The sequence below is a fragment of the Burkholderia sp. Tr-20355 genome (assembly GCF_017104685.1).
In the GTDB taxonomy this organism is placed as follows: domain Bacteria; phylum Pseudomonadota; class Gammaproteobacteria; order Burkholderiales; family Burkholderiaceae; genus Burkholderia; species Burkholderia seminalis.
The window spans coordinates 1-19673 of sequence record NZ_JAAGPK010000105.1 but is presented as its reverse complement, the minus strand read 5'-3'; the positions used below and the strand labels follow the sequence as shown (position 1 = coordinate 19673).

Genomic DNA, 19673 nt, shown 5'->3' with positions numbered 1-19673 from the left:
TCGTGCGGCGCTTGGCGCGCGCCGTGCGTCAGGCAGGCCGCTGCTGGCGCACCTGCTCGAACAGGCACACCGCGGCCGCCGCTGCGACGTTCAGCGACTCCATTCCGCCCGGCTGCGGAATCGTCACGCGATGCGTGGCCGCATCGCGCCAGAACGCCGACACGCCGGCGCCCTCGTTGCCGAACACCCAGGCAACCGGCCCCGACAGGTCGCAGTCGTAGACCGCCTGCGCGCCGTGCGAGTCGGTCAGCGCGACCGGCACGTCGAGCCGTTCGGCGAGCGCGGCAGCGTCGACATCCTCGTGGATCGACAGCAGGAAATGAGCGCCCATGCCCGAGCGCAGCACCTTCGACGACCACGCGTACGCCGTTCCCGGCGCACAGAACACGTGGCGCACGCTGGCCGCCGCCGCGCTGCGCAGGATCGAGCCGACGTTGCCGGCATCCTGCACGCCGTCGAGCACGATCGACGTATGCGCGACGCGCGCGGGCAGCGGATGTTCGGGCCGGTCGACGAGCAGCAGGAAGCCGGCGCCGTTGACGACGTTCGACAACTGGCCGAACAGTGCGTCGGGCAGCGTGACGACCCGCTGCGCGTCGATACGCGCGACGATCGTCTGCGCTTCCGCGTGGCCGAGCGCGCCCTCGGTCGTCACGCACAGCTCGGGCGTCGCGCCCGTATCGAGGTACGCGCTCGCGAGATGGAAGCCTTCGAGCAGCGCCTGGCCGCTGCGGCGCTGATGGGGCGTCGAACCCGCCAGCGCCTTCAGGCGCTTGTACAACGGGTTGTCGCGGGAAGTAATGCTTTTCATCGAATCAGGTCGAGTGCCGCACGCACCGGTGCGAAAGTGCGTCGATGCGCTTCGCACGGGCCGTGCTCGCGCAGTGCGGCAAGGTGTTTCGCGGTGCCGTAGCCCGCATGCACGTTGAAACCGTACACCGGGAAGCGCTCGTGCAGGTCGACGAGCATGCGGTCGCGCGTGACCTTCGCGAGGATCGACGCGGCCGAGATGCTCGGCACGAGCGCATCGCCGCTGACGATCGCTTCGGCCCGCACGGTCAGCGTCGGGCAGCGGTTGCCGTCGATCTGCGCGAGCGTCGGCAGGACCGACAGGCCCTCGACGGCCCGCTTCATCGCGAGCATCGTCGCGTGCAGGATGTTCAGCGTGTCGATCTCGTCGACGCTCGCCGACGCCACGCAATACGCGCGCGAACGCGTGACGATCAGCTCGTACAGCGCATCGCGCTTCTTCGCGGACAGCGCCTTCGAATCGTCGAGCCCGTCGATCGGCTGCGCCGGATCGAGAATCACCGCGGCGGCCACCACCGGCCCGGCGAGCGGGCCGCGGCCGGCTTCGTCGACGCCGCAGACGATCTCGTCGGGGCGGCTGAAGTCGAAACCGCCCTGCACGTCGATCGACGCGCGCCGGCGTGGGACGCGTACTGCGGTCATGCGCGCCCCTTGCGATGTTCAAGCACGCGCACGACGGCTTCGGCCGCCTTCACGGCCGTATTCTGCCGCAGCGAAAGATGCATTTCGGTAAACACTTCGGTCAGCGTGCGGCGGTTCGCGTCGTCGCGCAACTGCGTGAGCGTCGCATCGGCGAGCGCCTCGGGCGTCGCGAAATGCTGCAGCAGCTCGGGCACGACGAACCGCCCCGCCAGAATGTTCGGCAAGCCGACGTACGGCAGGTAGCCCTGCCGGCGCATGATCTGCCCGGTCAGCCAGGGCACCTTGTACGAGATCACCATCGGCTTCTTCAGCAACGCGGCTTCCAGCGTGACGGTGCCGCTCTTCACGAGGATCGCGTCGGCGGCCGTCATCGCGACCTGCGAGCGGCCGTCGGTGATCGTCAGCGCGAGTTGCGGATGCGCATCGACGAGCGGCTGCAGCAGTTCGCGCAGGGCGGGCGTCGCCGCCGGCATCACGAACCGCACGCCGGGCTCGCGCTGCTGCATCAGCGCCATCGCCGCGAAGAAGGTCGGGCCGATCAGCGCGATCTCGGAGCGCCGGCTGCCCGGCAGCACCGCGATCACGGGGCCGTCCGCGGGCAGCCCCAGTGCGATGCGCGCGCCGTGCGTGTCGGGTTCGAGCGGAATCTCGTCGGCCAGCGGATGGCCGACATAGGTCGATGCGACGCCGGCCTTGTCGAGGATCGCCGGCTCGAACGGGAACAGGCACAGCATGTGATCGACGGACTTGGCGATCTTCTTGATCCGGCCGCCGCGCCATGCCCAGATCGACGGGCACACGAAGTGGATCGACGGAATGCCCGCGTCGCGCGCGGCCTGTTCGACGTTGAAGTTGAAGTCGGGCGCGTCGACGCCGATGAACGCGTCAGGCCGCTCGGCGAGCAGCTGGCGCTTCAGTTCGCCGCGAATCCGCAGGATCTCGGGAATCTGGCCGAGCGCCTCGACATAACCGCGCACGGTCAGCTTGTCCATCTGCCAGTGCGAGTCGAAGCCGTGCGCGATCATCCGCTGCCCGCCGATCCCGTAATACTGGGCCGATTCGGGCAGCCGCTCGCGCAGCCCGCCGAGCAGCGACGCCCCGAGCAGGTCGCCCGACGGCTCGCCGGCCACCATCGCGAGCCGGAGCTGATTGGTCGGAAGCGGCATCGCTTAGCGGATGATGCCGCGTTGCGACGCGTCGATGAAATCGACGAACGCCTTCACCGGCACGTCGCCGTCGCCGCCCGCCTCCGCCAGCTCGCGCAACTGCACCTTCGCTTCCTCGAACGACAGGCCGCTCTTGTAGAGCACGCGGTACGCGCTGCGCAGCGCCGAGATCGCATCGGGCGAGAAACCGCGCCGGCGCAGCCCCTCGACGTTGATCCCGTGCGGTTCGGCCTTGTTGCCGGCCGCGATCACGAACGGCGGGATGTCCTGCACGAGCGCCGATGCGCCGCCCAGCATCGAGTGCGCGCCGATGCGCACGAACTGGTGGACGCCCGACATGCCGCCGACGATCGCCCAGTCGCCGATCTCGACGTGGCCGGCCATCTGCGCGTTGCTCGACAGGATCACGTGGTTGCCGACGCGGCAGTCATGGCCGATGTGCACGTAGGCCATGATCCAGTTGTCGTCGCCGAGCGTCGTCACGCCGAGGTCCTGCACGGTACCCGTGTGGATCGTCGTGAACTCGCGGATCGTGTTGCGGTTGCCGATCACGAGCTTCGTGGGCTCGTCCTTGTACTTCATGTCCTGCGGACGGCCGCCGACCGACGCGTAATGGCCGATGCGGTTGTCTTCGCCGAGCGTCGTATGGCCTTCGATCACGCTGTGCGAGCCGATCGTCGTGCGCGCGCCGATCGTGACGTGCGGACCGACGATCGCGTACGGGCCGATCTCGACCGATTCGTCGATCTGCGCGCCCGGCTCGACGATCGCGGTGGGATGAATCCTGGTCATGCGCCGTTGCCTCTCGATGTGATGTGTCGCGTTGCGTTGCCCATGCGTGCCGCGTCGCTCAGGGCGCCGCGTCGGCCGTCTTGACCGTGCACATCAGTTCGGCTTCCGCCGCCACCTTGCCGTCCACTTCCGCCACCGCCTTGAACTTCCAGATGCCGCGGATGTAGCGTTCGAACGTCACGTTCAGAATCAGTTGATCGCCCGGCTCGACCACGCGCTTGAACCGCGCGCCGTCGATGCCGACGAAGTAGTACAGCGTGTTCTCCGGATCCTTCGGCTGCTCTTCCGCGAAGGTCAGCAACGCAGCCGCCTGCGCGAGCGCCTCGAGGATCAGCACGCCCGGCATCACCGGCCGCTTCGGGAAATGCCCCTGGAAAAACGGCTCGTTGATCGACACGTTCTTCAGCGCTTTGATCCCTTTGTGCGGTTCGAGTTCGAGCACGCGGTCGACGAGCAGAATCGGGTAGCGATGCGGCAGCAGCGTGAGGATCTTGTGGATGTCGAGATTGATTTTTTCAGTGCTCATGATGGTTCGTCTCACGCAGAGGCTGCGCGGTGGTGATGCAAAGGCTGAAGCGGGCCGCCGCGCGGCCCAGTCTGGCAAACCGGGCCGGTTGCGCTGGCCGTGCCCGGTTGGTGGTCTCGCATGATGCGCTCAGGCGCCCGTGCCGCCCTGGGCGGCGAGCGCGGCTTCGAGCGCCTTGATGCGCTCGCGCAGCTTGTCGAGGTTGCGCACGAGTGCGGCGCTCTTGTTCCATTCGCCGTGATCGACGGCCGGGAACGCGCTGGTATAGATGCCGGCCTTCGGCAGCGACTTCGATACGCCCGAGTTCGCGGTGATGATGACATAGTCGCCGAGCGTCACGTGGCCGGCGATCCCGGCCGCGCCGCCGATCATGCAGTGGCGGCCGATCGTCGTGCTGCCCGCGATGCCCGCCTTGCCGGCGATCACCGTGTACGCGCCGATCCGGCAGTTGTGGGCGATCTGCACCTGGTTGTCGATCTTCACGCATTCGTCGATGACGGTATCCGCCATCGCACCGCGGTCGATCGTCGTGTTCGCGCCGATTTCGACGTCCGGGCCGATCGTCACGCCGCCGACCTGCGGGATCTTGACCCAGCTGCCGGTGCGCGCATCGCCGTCGCCGACGAAATCCGGCGCGAAGCCGAAACCGTCGGAGCCGATCACGGCGCCTGCATGGACGATCGCGCGCGGGCCGATCTTGCAGCCGTGGTACACCGATGCGTTCGGATAGAAGTGCGAGCCGGCGCCGATCGTCGTGCCGCGGCCGACGAAGACGTTCGCGTCGAGTTGCACGCCGTCCTCGATCACCGCGCCGGCCTCGACCGTCACGTGCGGGCCGATCACCGCGCTCGCGGCGACCTTCGCGGCCGGATCGATCGTCGCGCTCGGATGCACGCCGGCGGCGCGCTGCGGCGTGGCCAGGTCGATGAACATCTGCGCGACGCGCGCGAAGTACGCGTACGGATTGGGCGTCACGATGAAGTTGCGGCCGCCGGCCGCCGCGCCCAGTTTTTCGAGATCCTTCGGTGCGATCAGCACCGCGCCCGCGCGGGTCGACTCGACTTGCGACAGGTACTTCGGGTTCGCGAGGAACGCGAGCTGCTGCGGGCCGGCCTGGTCGAGCGGCGCGAGCCCGCCCACCTTGCACTGTGCGTCGCCGGCGATCTCGCCGCCGAACCGCTTTACGAGTTCCTCAAGCGTCAATGCCATTCGTCGTCTGCTCCGTTCAGTTCGCCGAGCCGGACGCGAGCGCCTTGAGCACCTTGTCGGTGATGTCGATGCGCGGGCTGACGTACACGGCTTCCTGCACGATCAGGTCGTAATTCTGCTGCTCGGCGATCTGCTTGATGACCTTGTTCGCCCGCTCCAGCACGGCCGCCAGCTCCTCGTTGCGACGCTGGTTCAGGTCCTCGCGGAACTCGCGCTGCTTGCGCTGGAAGTCGGTATCGAGCTGGGCGAGGTCGCGCTGCTTCTGCGCGCGGTCGGCCGCCGACAGCGACGTGCCGTTCTTGTCCAGCGAGTCGGACATCGACTTCAGGCGCGCGGCCAGGTCCTGCAGATCCTTGTCGCGCTTCGCGAACTCGGCTTCGAGCTTCGTCTGCGCCGCCTTCGCGGGCGCAGACTCGCGCAGGATCCGATCCGAATTGACCGCCGCGATGCGGGCGACGTCCTGTGCGTGCACCGTTGCCGCGCCCAGGGCCAGCGCAACGGTCAGCGCGCACATCACTCGTTTCGAAAACTTACCGGTTAGCAAAATTACCCTCTCGTTGCTGTTGTCATGCGTTCGGTCAGAACGCCGTCCCGATCTGGAACTGGAATTTCTGGTACTGGTCGCCTTCGTGCTTCTGCAGCGGGAAGCCGAGGCTCAGCTTCAGCGGGCCGATCGGCGAGATCCACGCGAGACCCACACCATAGCCGTAGCGCAGGCCGTTCGCGCCCGTACTCGTGCCGCCCGGCGCGTTGCCCCACACGTTACCGCCGTCGAGGAACGTGAACACGCGTAGCGTGCGGTCGTAGCCCGTGCCCGGCAGCGGGAACGTCAGTTCGATGTTGCCGACGACCATCTTCGAACCGCCGATCGGGTCGTTCGTCTTCGTGTCGCGCGGGCCCAGCGAGCTCGGCTCGTAGCCACGCACGGAGCCGATACCGCCCGCGTAGTAGTTCTTGAAGATCGGGTACGGGTTGCCGATACCGTTACCGTAGCCGCCTTGCAGGTTCAGGCCCAGGATGAAGCCGCGCGAGAACGAATAGTAGTACTGCGCCTGCAGGTCGGCCTTGTAGTACTGGATCTTGCCGACCGGCACGCCGTACTCCATGTTCGCCTGCGTGAAGTAGCCGCGGCTCGGAATCAGCGCGCTGTCGCGCGCGTCGCGCGACCATGCCACCGTCAGCGGCACCGTGTTCGACACGCGGCCGAACTGGTTCACGTAATCCTGGTAGCTCTGCGGCGTGTTCGAATCGACGTCGAGGCGGTTCTGCTCGAAGCCCGCGCCGAAGTAGACGGTGTCGACTTCCGAGAACGGGATGCCGAACTTCAGGTTGCCGCCCGCGCTGATGATCCGGAAGCTCGAGCTGGTCGAATAGTAGAGCGGCTGGTACGTGCGGTAGTAGACGTCCGTGATCCGCTTGATGCCGTCGACCGTGAAGTACGGGTCGACCTGCGTGACGGTCAGCGTCCGGTAGCTCTTCGCGGTGTTGACGTTCACCGACAGGCTGGTACCCGAACCGAACACGTTGTCCTGCGACACGCCGGCCGACAGCACGACCTTGTCCGTCGACGAGAAGCCGGCGCCCAGCGTGATCGCGCCGGTCGGCTTTTCGTCGACCTTCACGTTCACGTCGACCTGGTCGTTCGTGCCTTCGACCGGCACCGTCGTCACGTCGACGTTGGTGAAGTAGCCGAGACGGTTCACGCGGTCCTTCGACAGCGCGAGGCGGTTCGAATCGAACCACGAGCTTTCGAGCTGGCGCATTTCGCGGCGCACCACCTCGTCGCGCGTGCGCGTGTTGCCGACCACGTTGATGCGTCGCACGTACACGCGGCGGCTCGGATCGACGACGAGGTTCAGGTTCACCTTGTGGTTCGCCTGGTCGATGTCCGGCTGCGCGTTGACGGTCGCGAATGCGTAACCGTATTCACCGAGCTTGTCGACGATCGACTTGGTGGTCTGCTGCAGCTTTTCGGCCGAGAAGCGGTCGCCCGGCTTGATCTTGATCAGCTTGTTGAGTTCGGCTTCGCGATCGAGCAGGTTGCCCGACAGCTTGATGCCCGACACCGTATACGGCTCGCCTTCGTGCAGCGTGACCGTCAGGTACATGTCCTTCTTGTCGGGCGAGATCGACACCTGGGTCGACTCGATGTTGAACTCGAGGTAGCCGCGGTTCAGGTAGTACGAGCGTACGGCCTCGAGGTCGCCCGTGAGCTTTTCCTTCGAGTACAGGTCGTTCTTCGTGTACCAGGAGAACCAGTTCGGCGTCGACAGCTGCATCTCGTCGCGCAGCGTGCTGGTGCTGAACGCCTTGTTGCCGATGAAGTTGATCTGGCGGATCTTCGCGCTCGGGCCTTCGGCCACCGCGAACAGGATCGACACGCGGTTCGCGTCGACCGGCGTGATCGTCGTCTTGACTTCGGCCGCATAGAAGCCGCGCGTCAGGTACTGGCGCTTGAGCTCCTGCTCCGCCTTGTCGACGAGCGCCTTGTCGTAGTAGCGGCCGTCGGCGAGACCGACCGCGCGCAGCGCCTTCGTCAGGTTGTCCTTGTCGAATTCCTTCGTGCCGGTGAAGTCGATCGACGCGATGGCCGGACGCTCCTGCACCTGCACGATGACGACGTTGCCTTGCGTGGCGATGCGCACGTCGTTGAAAAAGCCCGTCGCGTACAACGCGCGGATTGCTTCGGATGCCTTGTCGTCCGTGAAGGTATCGCCCTGCTTGATCGGCAGATAGGCGAACACCGAACCCGCTTCGACGCGCTGCAGCCCCTCGATCTTGATGTCTTGCACCACGAACGGTGCCGCTGCATGCGCCGCGAGGCCGTGAGCGGCGAGCGCGGCCGCTGCAACTGTCTTAGGTACAAAGCGATGAGGTTTGAACAACATGCATCCCCAATATTTAGCTGCATCAAATCGGGCGACTGCCGAGCGGCGGCCGCCTGACGCTTCAGAAATGGATTAACCGAGCCAGATCGTTGAACAGCGCGATCGCCGACAATGCGACGATGCAGATCAACCCGGCTCTTTGCAGAATCAGCTGCCAGCGCTCCGAGACGGCTTTCCCGGTCGCGGCTTCAACCGCATAATATAACAGATGCCCCCCGTCCAAAACGGGAATCGGCAACAAGTTCAGGACGCCAAGGCTAATGCTGACAAGGGCGAGGAACGACAGGAACGCCGACGGTCCGAGCCGCGCGCTCTTGCCCGCGTAGTCGGCGATCGTCACCGGGCCGGACAGGTTCTTCAGCGACGCGTTGCCCGTGATCATGCGCCCGAACATCTTCAGCGAATACACGGAGATGTCCCACGTGCGGTGCGCGCCGAGCCGCAGGCTCTCGATCGGCCCGTAGCGCACGTCGACGGACGGCGCGTGCATCGACAGCGCCGCGCCGATCCGGCCGACCTGCTGCCCCGATTCGTCGTCGCGCTGCATCTGCGGCACGATCGACACCGTCTGCGCGGCGCCGTTGCGCTCGATCCGCAGGTCGAGCGCCTGCCCCGCATGGTGCTTCACCGAATCGATGAAACGCGTCGCGCCGCCGATCGGCTTGCCGTCGAGCGCCACCAGCTTGTCGCCGGCCTTCAGGCCCGCCTGCTCCGCCGCGCTGCCCGGCTGCACGGACGCGACCGACAGCGTGCCGCCGCCGGTCTCGAAGCCCAGATGGGCCATGAAATCGTCGTCGAGCTGACTGTCGGGAACCTGGCGGAGGTCGACGCGGAAATCGAACGTCGTGTTGCCGTCGCGTGCGCCGAGCACGATCTCGCGGTGATCGAACGCGGCCGACAGCAGCTTCCAGCGCAGGTCCGACCACGACCGCACCGGCTCGGACTCGCTGCCCTGCGCGTCGCCGGTGCGCGCGTCGCGGATCGACACGACCGTCTCGCCGCCGTCGAAGCCCGCACGGGCCGCCACCGTTCCGGCGGCCGGCGGCGCGACGACCGCGGCCGGCTCGGTCACACCGGTGGCAAACACGATCGAGAACAGCGCGATTGCCAACAGGAAGTTCGCAATCGGGCCGGCCGCGACGATCGCGATCCGCTTGTAGACGGACTGCCGGTTGAACGCCTGCCCGAGTTCGTCGGGCCGGATGCCGGGGCCCGGATCGCGCTCGTCGAGCATCTTCACGTAGCCGCCGAGCGGCAGCGCGGACAGCGTCCACTCGGTGCCCGTGCGGCGGCTGACCCAGCGTGCGACCGGCTGGCCGAAGCCGATGGAGAATCGCAGGACCTTCACGCCGCACCAGCGCGCGACACGATAGTGCCCGTACTCATGCACGACGACCAGTACCCCGATCGCCACCGCAAACGCGACCAGTTCGACCAGCACGTTCATGAGCACTCCATTCAGACGGTACGCTCCACGCGTGGCGCAGGCGCTTTTGCAATGATCTCGGCGGCGAGGCGGCGTGCCTCGGCGTCCGCCGCCAGGACGTCGTCGAGCCCGTCGGGCGCACGGTTCGGCAGCGCGTTGAGCACCGCGTCGACCGTCGCCGCGATCGCCATGAAGCCGATCCGGCGCTCGAGAAATGCTTCGACCGCAACCTCGTTCGCCGCGTTCAATGCGGCGCTCGCGATGCCGCCTTCCTCGAGCGCCTTCAGCGCGAGCGCGAGGCACGGGAAGCGCGCGTAATCGGGCTTCTCGAACGACAGCTGCGCGATCTGCGCGAGGTCGAGCGGGCCGACGCCCGCGTCGACGCGCTCGGGGAACGCGAGCGCGTGCGCGATCGGCGTGCGCATGTCGGGGTTGCCGAGCTGCGCGAGCACCGAGCCGTCACGGTACGACACGAGCGAATGGATCACGCTCTGCGGATGGATCAGCACGTCGATGCGATCGCCCGGCAACCCGAAGATCCAGTGCGCCTCGATCACCTCGAGGCCCTTGTTCATCATCGTCGCCGAATCGACCGAGATCTTGCGGCCCATCACCCAGTTCGGATGCTTGCACGCCTCGTCCGGCGTCACGTCGGCGAGCGTGGCCGGTTCGCGCGTGCGAAACGGGCCGCCCGACGCGGTCAGGATGATCTTCGAGATCCCGCCGTGCTCGGCCGCGTCGCGCGGCATGCACTGGAAGATCGCGTTGTGTTCGCTGTCGACCGGCAGCAGGATCGCGCCATGATCGCGCACGGCGTCCATGAAGATCGCGCCCGACATCACGAGCGATTCCTTGTTCGCGAGCAGGATCCGCTTGCCGGCGCGCGCGGCCGCGAGGCTCGGCGCGAGGCCGGCCGCGCCGACGATCGCCGCGACCACCGTATCGCAGCCGTCGCTCTTCGACACGTCGACGAGCGCCTGCGGGCCGTACAGCACGGTCGTCTTGCTGCCCGCCGCGCGCAGCTTCGCCTCGACGTGCGCGGCCGTCGCGGCATCGCCGACCACCGCCACTTCGGGCGCGAAGCGCAGACACTGCTCGACGAGCTTGTCGCCGTTGCGGTGCGCGGTCAGCGCGTAGACCGAGAAGCGTTCGGGATGGCGCGCGACCACGTCGAGCGTGCTGTCTCCGATCGAGCCCGTGGAACCGAGCAATGTCAGACGTTTTTGCATAAAAGAATGAATGGTTTAACCAAGCAGCAGCATCGCGAGCGGCAGCACCGGCAGCAGCGCGTCGACCCGGTCGAGCACGCCGCCATGGCCCGGCAGCAGTCCGCTCGAATCCTTCACGCCCGCCTGCCGCTTCAACAGTGACTCGAACAGGTCGCCGATCACGCTGTACACGACCAGCAGCGTCAGCGCGGCCCACGCGCCGGGCATCCCGTAGCGGGCGGCAAATGCGGAAAACAGGGTCGGCTCGAACGCATGCGCGGCCATCGCGACACCGGCGACGATCATCACGGCCAGCCAGCCGCCGATCGCGCCTTCCCAGCTCTTGCCGGGGCTGATCGTCACGGCCAGTTTACGCTTTCCGAAGGCCTTGCCCGCGAAGTATGCGCCGATATCGGCCAGCCAGACGACCAGCAGCAGCGACAGCACGAACGGCACGCCTTGCGCGCGTGCCGCGACAAGCGCATGCCAGCAGGCCGCGAACACGATCAGGCCGGCGGCGAGCAGGAACGGCCGCCAGACGCCGCCCGCGAGTTCGGGCTTGCGCCGCAGCGCGAACGGGCCGACCAGCAGCCAGAACACGCCGGCTGCCATGAAAAGGGGACGGGATCCGGCCGCGTCGATGCCGAGCGGCGTGGTGGCCGCCAGCGCAAGCGCCGCGACGACTGCATAGACGACGGAGCCGGCGCCGCCGAGTTTCAGCAGGCGCGCCCACTCCCACGCGGCGAACACGAGCACGGCGCCGATCAGCGCGCCGAACGCCGTGAGCGGCGCGAACAGCGTCACCGGCAGCAGCACTGCCAGCATCACGATCGCCGTGATCACACGGGTTTTCAGCATGAAAGGGAGTCGGCGTTCTGCGATTGCGGTTCGAGCTGCGCACTCGTGCGCCCGAAACGGCGCTCGCGCTCGGTATACGACGCCAACGCGTCGGCCAGGGCCGCGCCGTCGAAATCCGGCCAGTATTTGTCGGTGAAATAGAACTCGGCGTACGCGAGCTGCCACAGCAGGAAGTTGCTGACGCGCTGCTCGCCGCCCGTACGGATGAAGAGATCGGGCTCCGGCGCATAGGCCATCGCCAGGTGCGGCGCGAATGCGTCCTCGGTCACCTCGACCTCGCGCCCCTCGCGCACGGCCTGCTCGACGAGCTTCTTCGTCGCCTGCAGGATGTCCCACCGGCCGCCGTAGTTGGCCGCGATGGTGAGCGTCAGGCGCGTATTGCGCGCCGTCTTGGTTTCGGCGCGGCGGATCAGCTCGCGGATGCGCGGCTCGAAACGGTCGAGATCGCCGACGACACGCAGGCGGATCCCGTTTGCATGCAGCTTGCCGACCTCGCGCTCGAGCGCGGTGATGAACAGCCGCATCAGGAACGACACTTCGTCGTTCGGCCGGCGCCAGTTTTCGGAACTGAACGCGAACAGCGTCAGGTATTCGACACCGGCGCGCGCGCAACCTTCGACCACTGCCCGCACGGCATCGACGCCGCGGGTGTGCCCCGCGACGCGCGGCAAGCGGCGTTCGGTCGCCCAACGGCCATTGCCGTCCATGATGATCGCGATGTGACGCGGCACGACGCCGACGTCAGGCACGCGAACGGTAGAGCTGGTATAGGTCATGGCCGTTGAGACAGTAATGCGGGAGGAAGGCGGCGCGCGAGGACGGTCGTCAGACCGTCATGATCTCGGCTTCCTTGGTCTGCACGAGCTTGTCGATTTCGGCGACGTGCTTGTCGGTCAGCTTCTGCACGTCGTCGCTCGCACGGCGCTCGTCGTCTTCCGAGATTTCCTTGTCCTTCACGAGCTTCTTGAGCGCTTCGTTCGCGTCGCGGCGCAGGTTGCGGATCGCGACCTTGGCCGTCTCGCCTTCGCCCTTCACGACCTTGGTCAGCTCGCGGCGGCGCTCTTCCGTCAGCGCGGGCATCGGCACGCGGATCAGGTCGCCGGCCGTCGCCGGGTTCAGGCCCAGGTCGGCTTCGCGGATGGCCTTCTCGACCTTCGCGACCATGTTCTTTTCCCACGGCTGCACGCCGATCGTGCGCGCGTCGACGAGCGTCAGGTTCGCGACCTGCGAGATCGGCACCATCGAGCCGTAGTAGTCGACCTGCACGTGATCGAGCAGACCGGTGTGTGCACGGCCCGTACGGATCTTGGCCAGATCGTTCTTGAACGCTTCGATCGAGCGCTGCATCTTTTGCTCGACGCCCTTCTTGGTATCAGCGACACTCATTTCAACCTCCGAACCTTCAAACCTTCAAAGAACGCGGGCCCCGCCCGGCGCAGGAGATACGCCGCGGCCGATGACCCGCATCCGCGGGAGTTTACACGTGGACGAGCGTACCTTCGTCCTCGCCCAGCACGATGCGCTTGAGCGCGCCCGGCTTGTTGATCGAAAACACGCGAATCGGCAGCTTCTGGTCGCGGCACAGCGCAAAGGCCGTCGCGTCCATCACCTGCAGGTTGCGGCTGATCGCCTCGTCGAAAGTGATCGTCGTGTAGCGCGTAGCCGACGGATCCTTCTTCGGATCGGCAGAATATACGCCATCGACCTTGGTTGCCTTCAGCACGACCTCGGCACCCACTTCCGACCCGCGCAGCGCGGCGGCGGTATCCGTCGTGAAGAACGGGTTGCCGGTACCGGCCGCGAAGATCACGACGCGGCCTTCCTCGAGCTGGCGGATCGCGCGGGGCCGGATGTACGGCTCGACGACCTGGTCCATGCGCAGCGCGGACTGCACGCGCGCCTCGATGCCGGCGTGGCGCATCGCGTCCTGCAGCGCCAGCGCGTTCATCATCGTCGCGAGCATCCCCATGTAGTCGGCCGTCGCGCGGTCCATGCCGGCCGCGCCGCCCGCGACACCGCGGAAAATATTACCGCCACCGATCACGACCGCGAGCTGCGTACCGAGACGCACGACTTCGGCGATATCGGCCACCATCCGTTCGATCGTCGCGCGATTGATGCCGAAGGCATCGTCGCCCATCAGCGCTTCGCCGGAGAGTTTGAGGAGGACGCGTTTATAGGCATTGGACATAGGGGCTTCCGAGCGACGAGAGGATGACAACCACGAACTGTAGGGGCGAAATACTGATTCGGGCAAGCGCCGCCGACCGGACCGGGGTTCCCGGCCGGCCGGCGGCGGCGCCGGCCGCGGCGGAGCGGACGCCCGCCGCGGATACTGCCTGACTGCTTACTGCTGCTTTGCTGCTGCGACTTGCGCGGCCACTTCGGCGGCGAAGTCGTCCTGGCGCTTCTCGATGCCCTCGCCGACGACGAACAGCGCGAACTTCTGCACGGCGGCATTGGCTGCCTTCAGCATCTGCTCGATCGTCTGCTTGTCGTTCTTCACGAACGTCTGGTTCAGCAGCGACACTTCCTTCAGGTACTTCTGGACGCTACCGTCGACCATCTTCGCGACGATTTCGGCCGGCTTGCCCGATTCGGCAGCCTTCTGCTCGGCCACGCGGCGTTCCGTTTCGATCAGTTCCGCCGGCACGTCGGCCGACGACAGCGCGACCGGCTTCATGGCCGCGATGTGCATCGCGACGTCCTTGCCGACCTGCTCTTCCGCGCCCGTGTACTCGACGATCACGCCGATCCGCGCGCCGTGCAGGTAGGTGGCGATCTTGTTCGCGGTTTCGAAACGGACGAAACGGCGGATCGACACGTTCTCGCCGATCTTGCCGATCAGTGCCAGACGCACCGCGTCGACCGTCGAACCGTCGAGCGGCAGCGCCGACAGCGCAGCCACGTCGGCCGGGTTTTGCGTCGCGACGAGCTCCGCCACCGTCTTCGAGAATGCGAGGAAGTCGTCGTTCTTCGCGACGAAGTCGGTTTCGCAGTTCAGTTCGACCAGCGCGCCTGCGTTGCCGCCGACGAACGATGCGACGACGCCTTCGGCCGTCACGCGCGATGCCGCCTTGCTCGCCTTGTTGCCGAGCTTGACGCGCAGCAGCTCTTCAGCCTTGGCCAGGTCGCCGTCGGCTTCCGTCAGCGCCTTCTTGCACTCCATCATCGGTGCGTCGGTCTTCGCGCGCAGTTCTGCCACCATGCTTGCGGTAATTGCCGCCATCATTCGCTCCTTGAGTCTGTATTCACAACGCCGCCCGCTTGGACGCGAACGGCCGAGATTCGTTTCCGGACCCGCGCCGATTCGGCGCGATCAGGTCCGGCGCACAAGCTTAAAAAAAGGGGGCCTGTTGAGAGCCCCCTTTTTGCGCCGGCTCGGGGCCAGTTACGCGTTTTCCTCGACGTACTCGTCGTCGCCGCGTGCGGCCTGGACCACTTCGTTGACCGCGTTCGCACGGCCTTCGAGGATCGCGTCGGCCACGCCTTCGGCGTACAGCGCGACTGCCTTGCTCGAGTCGTCGTTACCCGGGATCACGTAGTCCACACCTTCCGGCGAGTGGTTCGTATCGACCACGGCGATGACCGGCACGCCCAGCTTGTTCGCTTCCGTGACGGCAATCTTGTGGTAGCCGACGTCGACGACGAAGATGGCGTCCGGAATGCCGCCCATGTCCTTCACGCCGCCGATCGACTTCTGCAGCTTGGCGATTTCGCGTTCGAACAGCAGCGCTTCCTTCTTGCTCATCTTCTCGAGCTCGCCCGCCTCGACTGCCGCTTCCATGTCCTTCAGGCGCTTGATCGATACCTTCAGCGTCTTGAAGTTGGTCATCATGCCGCCGAGCCAGCGTGCGTTGACGTACGGCATGCCTGCGCGCTGCGCTTCCTGGGCGATCGTGTCACGCGATTGACGCTTCGTGCCGACGAACAGGATCGTGCCGCGGTTCGCTGCCAGCTGGCGCACGTACTTCTGTGCGTCCGTGAACATCGGCAGCGTCTTTTCGAGGTTGATGATGTGAATCTTGTTGCGGTGACCGAAAATGAACGGAGCCATCTTCGGGTTCCAGAAGCGCGTCTGGTGACCGAAGTGGACACCCGCTTCCAGCATTTGGCGCATCGTAACTGCCATGTAAATTCTCCACGAGGGTTGGGTCTTAAGCCGGCCGCCGTACCGCCGCGCGAACCCGCCCCGAAGGGCGCGAATTCCGCGCGGCCGGCACCCTGGTTGCGCCGGCTTGCGATTCGGCACGTGCAAAACGCCCGTGCCGCAAGCCTTTCGTCGCCATGCCGCCCCAAAATGAGGCAAGTTCGGCATTTGGACATCGACTTAGCCAAAGAGTATAGCACGCCGAGTTGTCCGCCCTCAAGTCGCCCGACACTTTCGCTGCCGCGCGCCAGCCGGCCGGACAATCCGCGAAAACCCGCATCCGCGCGGCCGGCAGGGGCTGCGAGGGCAGCCATAAGGTGCGATAATCCGTCAATTCACCGCATTCCAGGCATACCTCGATGGCTATTACGCTCAAAAACGAACACGATATCGCGGAGATGCGCGTCGCCTGCCGTCTCGCGAGCGAAGTGCTCGATTTCATCACGCCGCACGTCGTCGCGGGCATCACGACCGCCGAACTCGACCGTCTCTGCCACGAGTTCATGCTCAACGAACAGGGCACGATCCCCGCGCCGCTGAACTACCAGCCGCCCGGCTATCCGCCGTACCCGAAGGCCACCTGCATTTCGGTCAACGACGTGATCTGTCACGGCATTCCCGGCGAGAAGGTGATCAAGAACGGCGATGCGCTGAACATCGACATCACCGTGATCAAGAACGGCTACTTCGGCGACACCAGCCGGATGTTCATCGTCGGCGAAGGCTCGATCCTCGCGAAGCGCCTCGTGCAGACCACCTACGAGTGCATGTGGCTCGGCATCGACCAGGTCAAGCCCGGCGCGCACCTCGGCGACATCGGCTACGCGATCCAGAAGCACGCGGAAGCGCAGGGCTACAGCGTCGTGCGCGAATACTGCGGCCACGGCATCGGCACGGTGTTCCACGAGGATCCGCAGGTCGTCCATTACGGGCGCCCGGGCACCGGCATCGAGCTGAAGGCCGGGATGATCTTCACGATCGAGCCGATGATCAACGCCGGCAAGCGCGACATCCGCACGATGCCCGACCAGTGGACGGTCAAGACGCGCGACCGCAGCCTGTCGGCGCAGTGGGAGCACACGGTGCTCGTCACCGAAACCGGCTACGAGGTGCTGACCGTGTCGGCCGGCACGCCGGCGCGCCCCGTGTTCGCGCAACCGGCTGCCGCGGTCTGAGCGCCGTCGCGCCCGCCCCGCCCGCACCTGAACGGCTGCCCATGAGCGCTCACGCCGCCCCCTCGCCCGACGCGCTGTCGCGGCGCGCCGAATTCAAGGCCGCCAAGACGGAGTTGCTCGAGCGCTTTCGCCACGCAACGACCGTCGCATCGCTGATGCACGCGCTGTCGAAACTCACCGACGATGCGCTCAAGCGCGTGTGGGACGACTGCGGGCTGCCCGCGACGCTCGCGCTCGTCGCCGTCGGCGGCTACGGGCGCGGCGAGCTCGCGCCCTATTCCGACGTCGACATCCTCGTGCTGCTGCCCGATGCGCACGACCCGGCGCTCGACGCGCGCATCGAGCGCTTCATCGGGATGGCGTGGGATCTCGGCCTCGAGATCGGCAGCAGCGTGCGCACGGTCGCGCAGTGCATCGAGGAGGCGTCGCAGGACGTCACGGTGCAGACCTCGTTGCTGGAAGCGCGCCGCATCGTCGGCAGCACCGCGCTGTTCGAGCGCTTCACGGTGCGCTACCACGAGGCGCTCGACGCCCGCGCGTTCTTCACCGCGAAGGTGCTCGAGATGCGCCAGCGCCACGCGAAGTTCCAGGACACGCCGTACAGCCTCGAGCCGAACGTGAAGGAAAGCCCCGGCGGGCTGCGCGACCTGCAGACGATCCTGTGGATCGCGCGCGCGGCGGGGTTCGGCAGCAGTTGGCGCGAACTCGACACGCGCGGCCTCATCACCGATCGCGAAGCACGCGAGCTGCGCCGCAACGAGGGCTTCCTGAAGACGCTGCGCGCGCGGCTGCACGTGATCGCCGGCCGCCGCCAGGACATGCTCGTGTTCGACCTGCAGACGCAGGCCGCCGAGAGCTTCGGCTACCAGCCGACGCAGACCAAGCGCGCGAGCGAGCAGCTGATGCGCCGCTACTACTGGGCCGCGAAGGCCGTCACGCAGCTCGCGACGATCCTGATCCAGAACATCGAGGCGCAGCTCTTCCCCGCGACGAGCGGCATCACGCGCGTGCTGTCGCCCGATCGCTTCGTCGAGAAGCAGGGGATGCTCGAGATCGTCGATGACGGCGTGTTCGAGCGTCATCCCGACGCGATCCTCGAAGCGTTCCTGCTGTACGAGACGACCCGCGGCGTGAAGGGCTTCTCCGCCCGCACGCTGCGCGCGCTGTACAACTCGCGCGAAATCATGAACAACGCGTGGCGCCGCGATCCGCAGAACCGCGACACGTTCATGCGGATCCTGCAGCAGCCCGAGGGCATCACGCACGCGTTCCGGCTGATGAACCAGACGAGCGTGCTCGGCCGCTATCTGCTGAACTTCCGCCGCATCGTCGGCCAGATGCAGCACGACCTGTACCACGTGTACACGGTCGACCAGCACATCCTGATGGTGTTGCGCAATATCCGCCGCTTCGCGGTGGCCGAGCATGCGCACGAATATCCGTTCTGCAGCCAGCTGATCGGCAACTTCGAGCGCCCGTGGGTGCTGTATGTCGCGGCGCTGTTCCACGACATCGCGAAGGGCCGCGGCGGCGACCATTCGACGCTCGGGATGGCCGATGCGCGGCGCTTCTGCCGCGAGCACGGCATCGCCGGCGACGACGCGTCGTTGATCGTGTGGCTCGTCCAGCATCACCTGACGATGAGCCAGGTCGCGCAGAAACAGGACACGAGCGACCCCGAGGTCATCAAGCGCTTTGCCGAAGTCGTCGGCAACGAACGCTACCTCACCGCGCTGTACCTGCTGACCGTCGCCGATATCCGCGGCACGAGCCCGAAGGTGTGGAACACGTGGAAGGGCAAGCTGCTCGAGGACCTGTACCGCATCACGCTCGCGGTGCTCGGCGGCGCGAACCCCGACGCGCACTCGGAGCTGAAGTCGCGGCAGGAACAGGCGCTCGCGCTGCTGCGCCTCGAGACCGTGCCCGACGACGCGCATCGCGCGCTGTGGGATCAGCTCGACGTCGGCTTCTTCCTGCGTCACGATGCGGCCGACATCGCGTGGCAGACGCGCGTGCTGTACCGGCACGTGAACGCCGAAACCGCGATCGTCCGCGCGCGGCCGTCGCCGATCGGCGACGCGCTGCAGGTGCTCGTCTACGTGAAGGATCGCCCCGACCTGTTCGCGGGCATCTGCGCGTATTTCGACCGCAACGGGCTGTCGGTGCTCGATGCACGCGTCAGCACGACGCGGCACGGTTATGCGCTCGACAACTTCATCGTCACGCAGACCGAACGCGACGTGCGTTACCGCGACATCGCGAATCTCGTCGAGCAGCAGCTCGCGACGCGGCTTGCCGAAACCGCCCCGCTGCCGGAACCGTCCAAGGGCCGCCTGTCGAGGCTGTCGCGGACGTTTCCGATCACGCCGCGCGTCGACCTGCGGGCCGACGAGCGCGGCCAGTACTACATCCTGTCCGTGTCGGCCAACGACCGGCCGGGCCTTCTCTATTCGATCGCGCGCGTACTCGCCGAGCATCGGGTCGGCGTCCATGCGGCGCGGATCAATACGCTCGGCGAGCGCGTCGAAGACATCTTCCTGCTCGCGGGCGCCGGCCTGTCCGACAACCGCCTGCAGATCCAGCTCGAAACCGAATTGCTGCGTGCGATCGCAGTCTGAATGAATTCCAGCGTTTATGCGCACCAAACTAACCGTCAAGAATCCGAAGCCGGCGTCGCCGACCCGCGCCCCTGTCCGCTCCGGCAGCCTCGTCGCCCGCAAGGCGGTGCGTCCCGCCGCGCCGCCCGCGGGGGACAAGCCGGCCCGTCCGAAGAAGGCCGCCCCGGCCGCCGCTGGCGAACGCTCGTTCAAGCCGCGCGGTGCA

At 66.6% G+C, this 19673-nt stretch carries 18 protein-coding genes and 1 pseudogene; 3 read left to right on the top strand and 16 right to left on the bottom strand.

Features of this window, described 5'->3' with window-relative positions; all coding sequences use genetic code 11:
* Positions 1–28 precede the first annotated feature (28 nt).
* The 16 genes from G3N62_RS23380 to rpsB all read right to left on the bottom strand — a co-directional run bounded on the left by G3N62_RS23380 (position 29) and on the right by rpsB (position 15657).
* Positions 29–811, bottom strand: coding sequence for an RNA methyltransferase (locus G3N62_RS23380; protein ID WP_124669731.1), 783 nt, complete (start codon positions 809–811; stop codon positions 29–31).
* Complete coding sequence (rnhB, locus tag G3N62_RS23375) at positions 808–1452, bottom strand: ribonuclease HII (RefSeq protein WP_124608947.1); 645 nt, start codon at positions 1450–1452, stop codon at positions 808–810. The genes G3N62_RS23380 and rnhB overlap by 4 nt, the downstream gene beginning before the upstream one ends.
* On the bottom strand, positions 1449–2618 hold the full coding sequence (gene lpxB / locus G3N62_RS23370) for a lipid-A-disaccharide synthase (protein ID WP_034188839.1): 1170 nt from the start codon (positions 2616–2618) through the stop codon (positions 1449–1451). The genes rnhB and lpxB overlap by 4 nt, the downstream gene beginning before the upstream one ends.
* Before the next feature lie 3 nt (positions 2619–2621).
* The gene (gene lpxA / locus G3N62_RS23365; protein WP_034188840.1) at positions 2622–3410 is read right to left on the bottom strand and encodes an acyl-ACP--UDP-N-acetylglucosamine O-acyltransferase; all 789 of its coding nucleotides are present in this window, start codon (positions 3408–3410) and stop codon (positions 2622–2624) included.
* 58 nt (positions 3411–3468) lie between these two features.
* The gene (gene fabZ / locus G3N62_RS23360; protein WP_006495559.1) at positions 3469–3936 is read right to left on the bottom strand and encodes a 3-hydroxyacyl-ACP dehydratase FabZ; all 468 of its coding nucleotides are present in this window, start codon (positions 3934–3936) and stop codon (positions 3469–3471) included.
* Positions 3937–4065: 129 nt separating this feature from the next.
* A complete protein-coding gene (gene lpxD, locus G3N62_RS23355; protein ID WP_034188841.1) occupies positions 4066–5145 on the bottom strand; it encodes a UDP-3-O-(3-hydroxymyristoyl)glucosamine N-acyltransferase in 1080 nt (359 codons plus the stop codon).
* Positions 5146–5161: 16 nt separating this feature from the next.
* A complete protein-coding gene (locus G3N62_RS23350) occupies positions 5162–5659 on the bottom strand; it encodes an OmpH family outer membrane protein (RefSeq protein WP_034188842.1) in 498 nt (165 codons plus the stop codon).
* Positions 5660–5723: 64 nt separating this feature from the next.
* Entirely contained in the window at positions 5724–8033 is a 2310-nt protein-coding gene (gene bamA, locus G3N62_RS23345; protein ID WP_034188843.1) for an outer membrane protein assembly factor BamA, read from the bottom strand.
* A 61-nt stretch (positions 8034–8094) separates the two neighbouring features.
* Positions 8095–9480, bottom strand: a complete 1386-nt coding sequence (gene rseP, locus G3N62_RS23340) for an RIP metalloprotease RseP (RefSeq protein ID WP_124669732.1) — start codon at positions 9478–9480, stop codon at positions 8095–8097.
* Positions 9481–9491: 11 nt separating this feature from the next.
* The gene (locus G3N62_RS23335) at positions 9492–10688 is read right to left on the bottom strand and encodes a 1-deoxy-D-xylulose-5-phosphate reductoisomerase (protein ID WP_049031464.1); all 1197 of its coding nucleotides are present in this window, start codon (positions 10686–10688) and stop codon (positions 9492–9494) included.
* Positions 10689–10703: 15 nt separating this feature from the next.
* The gene (locus tag G3N62_RS23330) at positions 10704–11525 is read right to left on the bottom strand and encodes a phosphatidate cytidylyltransferase (protein ID WP_069706323.1); all 822 of its coding nucleotides are present in this window, start codon (positions 11523–11525) and stop codon (positions 10704–10706) included.
* Positions 11519–12301 carry a polyprenyl diphosphate synthase gene (gene uppS, locus G3N62_RS23325; RefSeq protein WP_034188847.1) on the bottom strand — a complete coding sequence of 261 codons (783 nt, stop codon included), beginning with the start codon at positions 12299–12301 and terminating at the stop codon, positions 11519–11521. The genes G3N62_RS23330 and uppS overlap by 7 nt, the downstream gene beginning before the upstream one ends.
* Before the next feature lie 49 nt (positions 12302–12350).
* Positions 12351–12911: a ribosome recycling factor gene (frr, locus tag G3N62_RS23320; protein ID WP_027787089.1), complete on the bottom strand. Its 561-nt coding sequence runs from the start codon at positions 12909–12911 to the stop codon at positions 12351–12353.
* 91 nt (positions 12912–13002) lie between these two features.
* Positions 13003–13716 (bottom strand): UMP kinase, encoded by a 714-nt coding sequence (gene pyrH, locus G3N62_RS23315; RefSeq protein ID WP_011352459.1) that lies wholly within the window; start codon positions 13714–13716, stop codon positions 13003–13005.
* Positions 13717–13872: 156 nt separating this feature from the next.
* A complete protein-coding gene (tsf, locus tag G3N62_RS23310; protein ID WP_034188848.1) occupies positions 13873–14754 on the bottom strand; it encodes a translation elongation factor Ts in 882 nt (293 codons plus the stop codon).
* Positions 14755–14916: 162 nt separating this feature from the next.
* Complete coding sequence (rpsB, locus tag G3N62_RS23305) at positions 14917–15657, bottom strand: 30S ribosomal protein S2 (RefSeq protein WP_006483818.1); 741 nt, start codon at positions 15655–15657, stop codon at positions 14917–14919.
* 377 nt (positions 15658–16034) lie between these two features.
* Between rpsB and map the strand changes: the two genes are divergently transcribed.
* The 3 genes and pseudogenes from map to G3N62_RS23290 all read left to right on the top strand — a co-directional run.
* Positions 16035–16850, top strand: coding sequence for a type I methionyl aminopeptidase (map, locus tag G3N62_RS23300; protein ID WP_021159103.1), 816 nt, complete (start codon positions 16035–16037; stop codon positions 16848–16850).
* A 41-nt stretch (positions 16851–16891) separates the two neighbouring features.
* On the top strand, positions 16892–19468 hold the full coding sequence (locus tag G3N62_RS23295; RefSeq protein ID WP_034188850.1) for a [protein-PII] uridylyltransferase: 2577 nt from the start codon (positions 16892–16894) through the stop codon (positions 19466–19468).
* Between the two features lie 16 nt (positions 19469–19484).
* Positions 19485–19673, top strand: a pseudogene (locus tag G3N62_RS23290) (pseudouridine synthase); the annotation flags it as partial.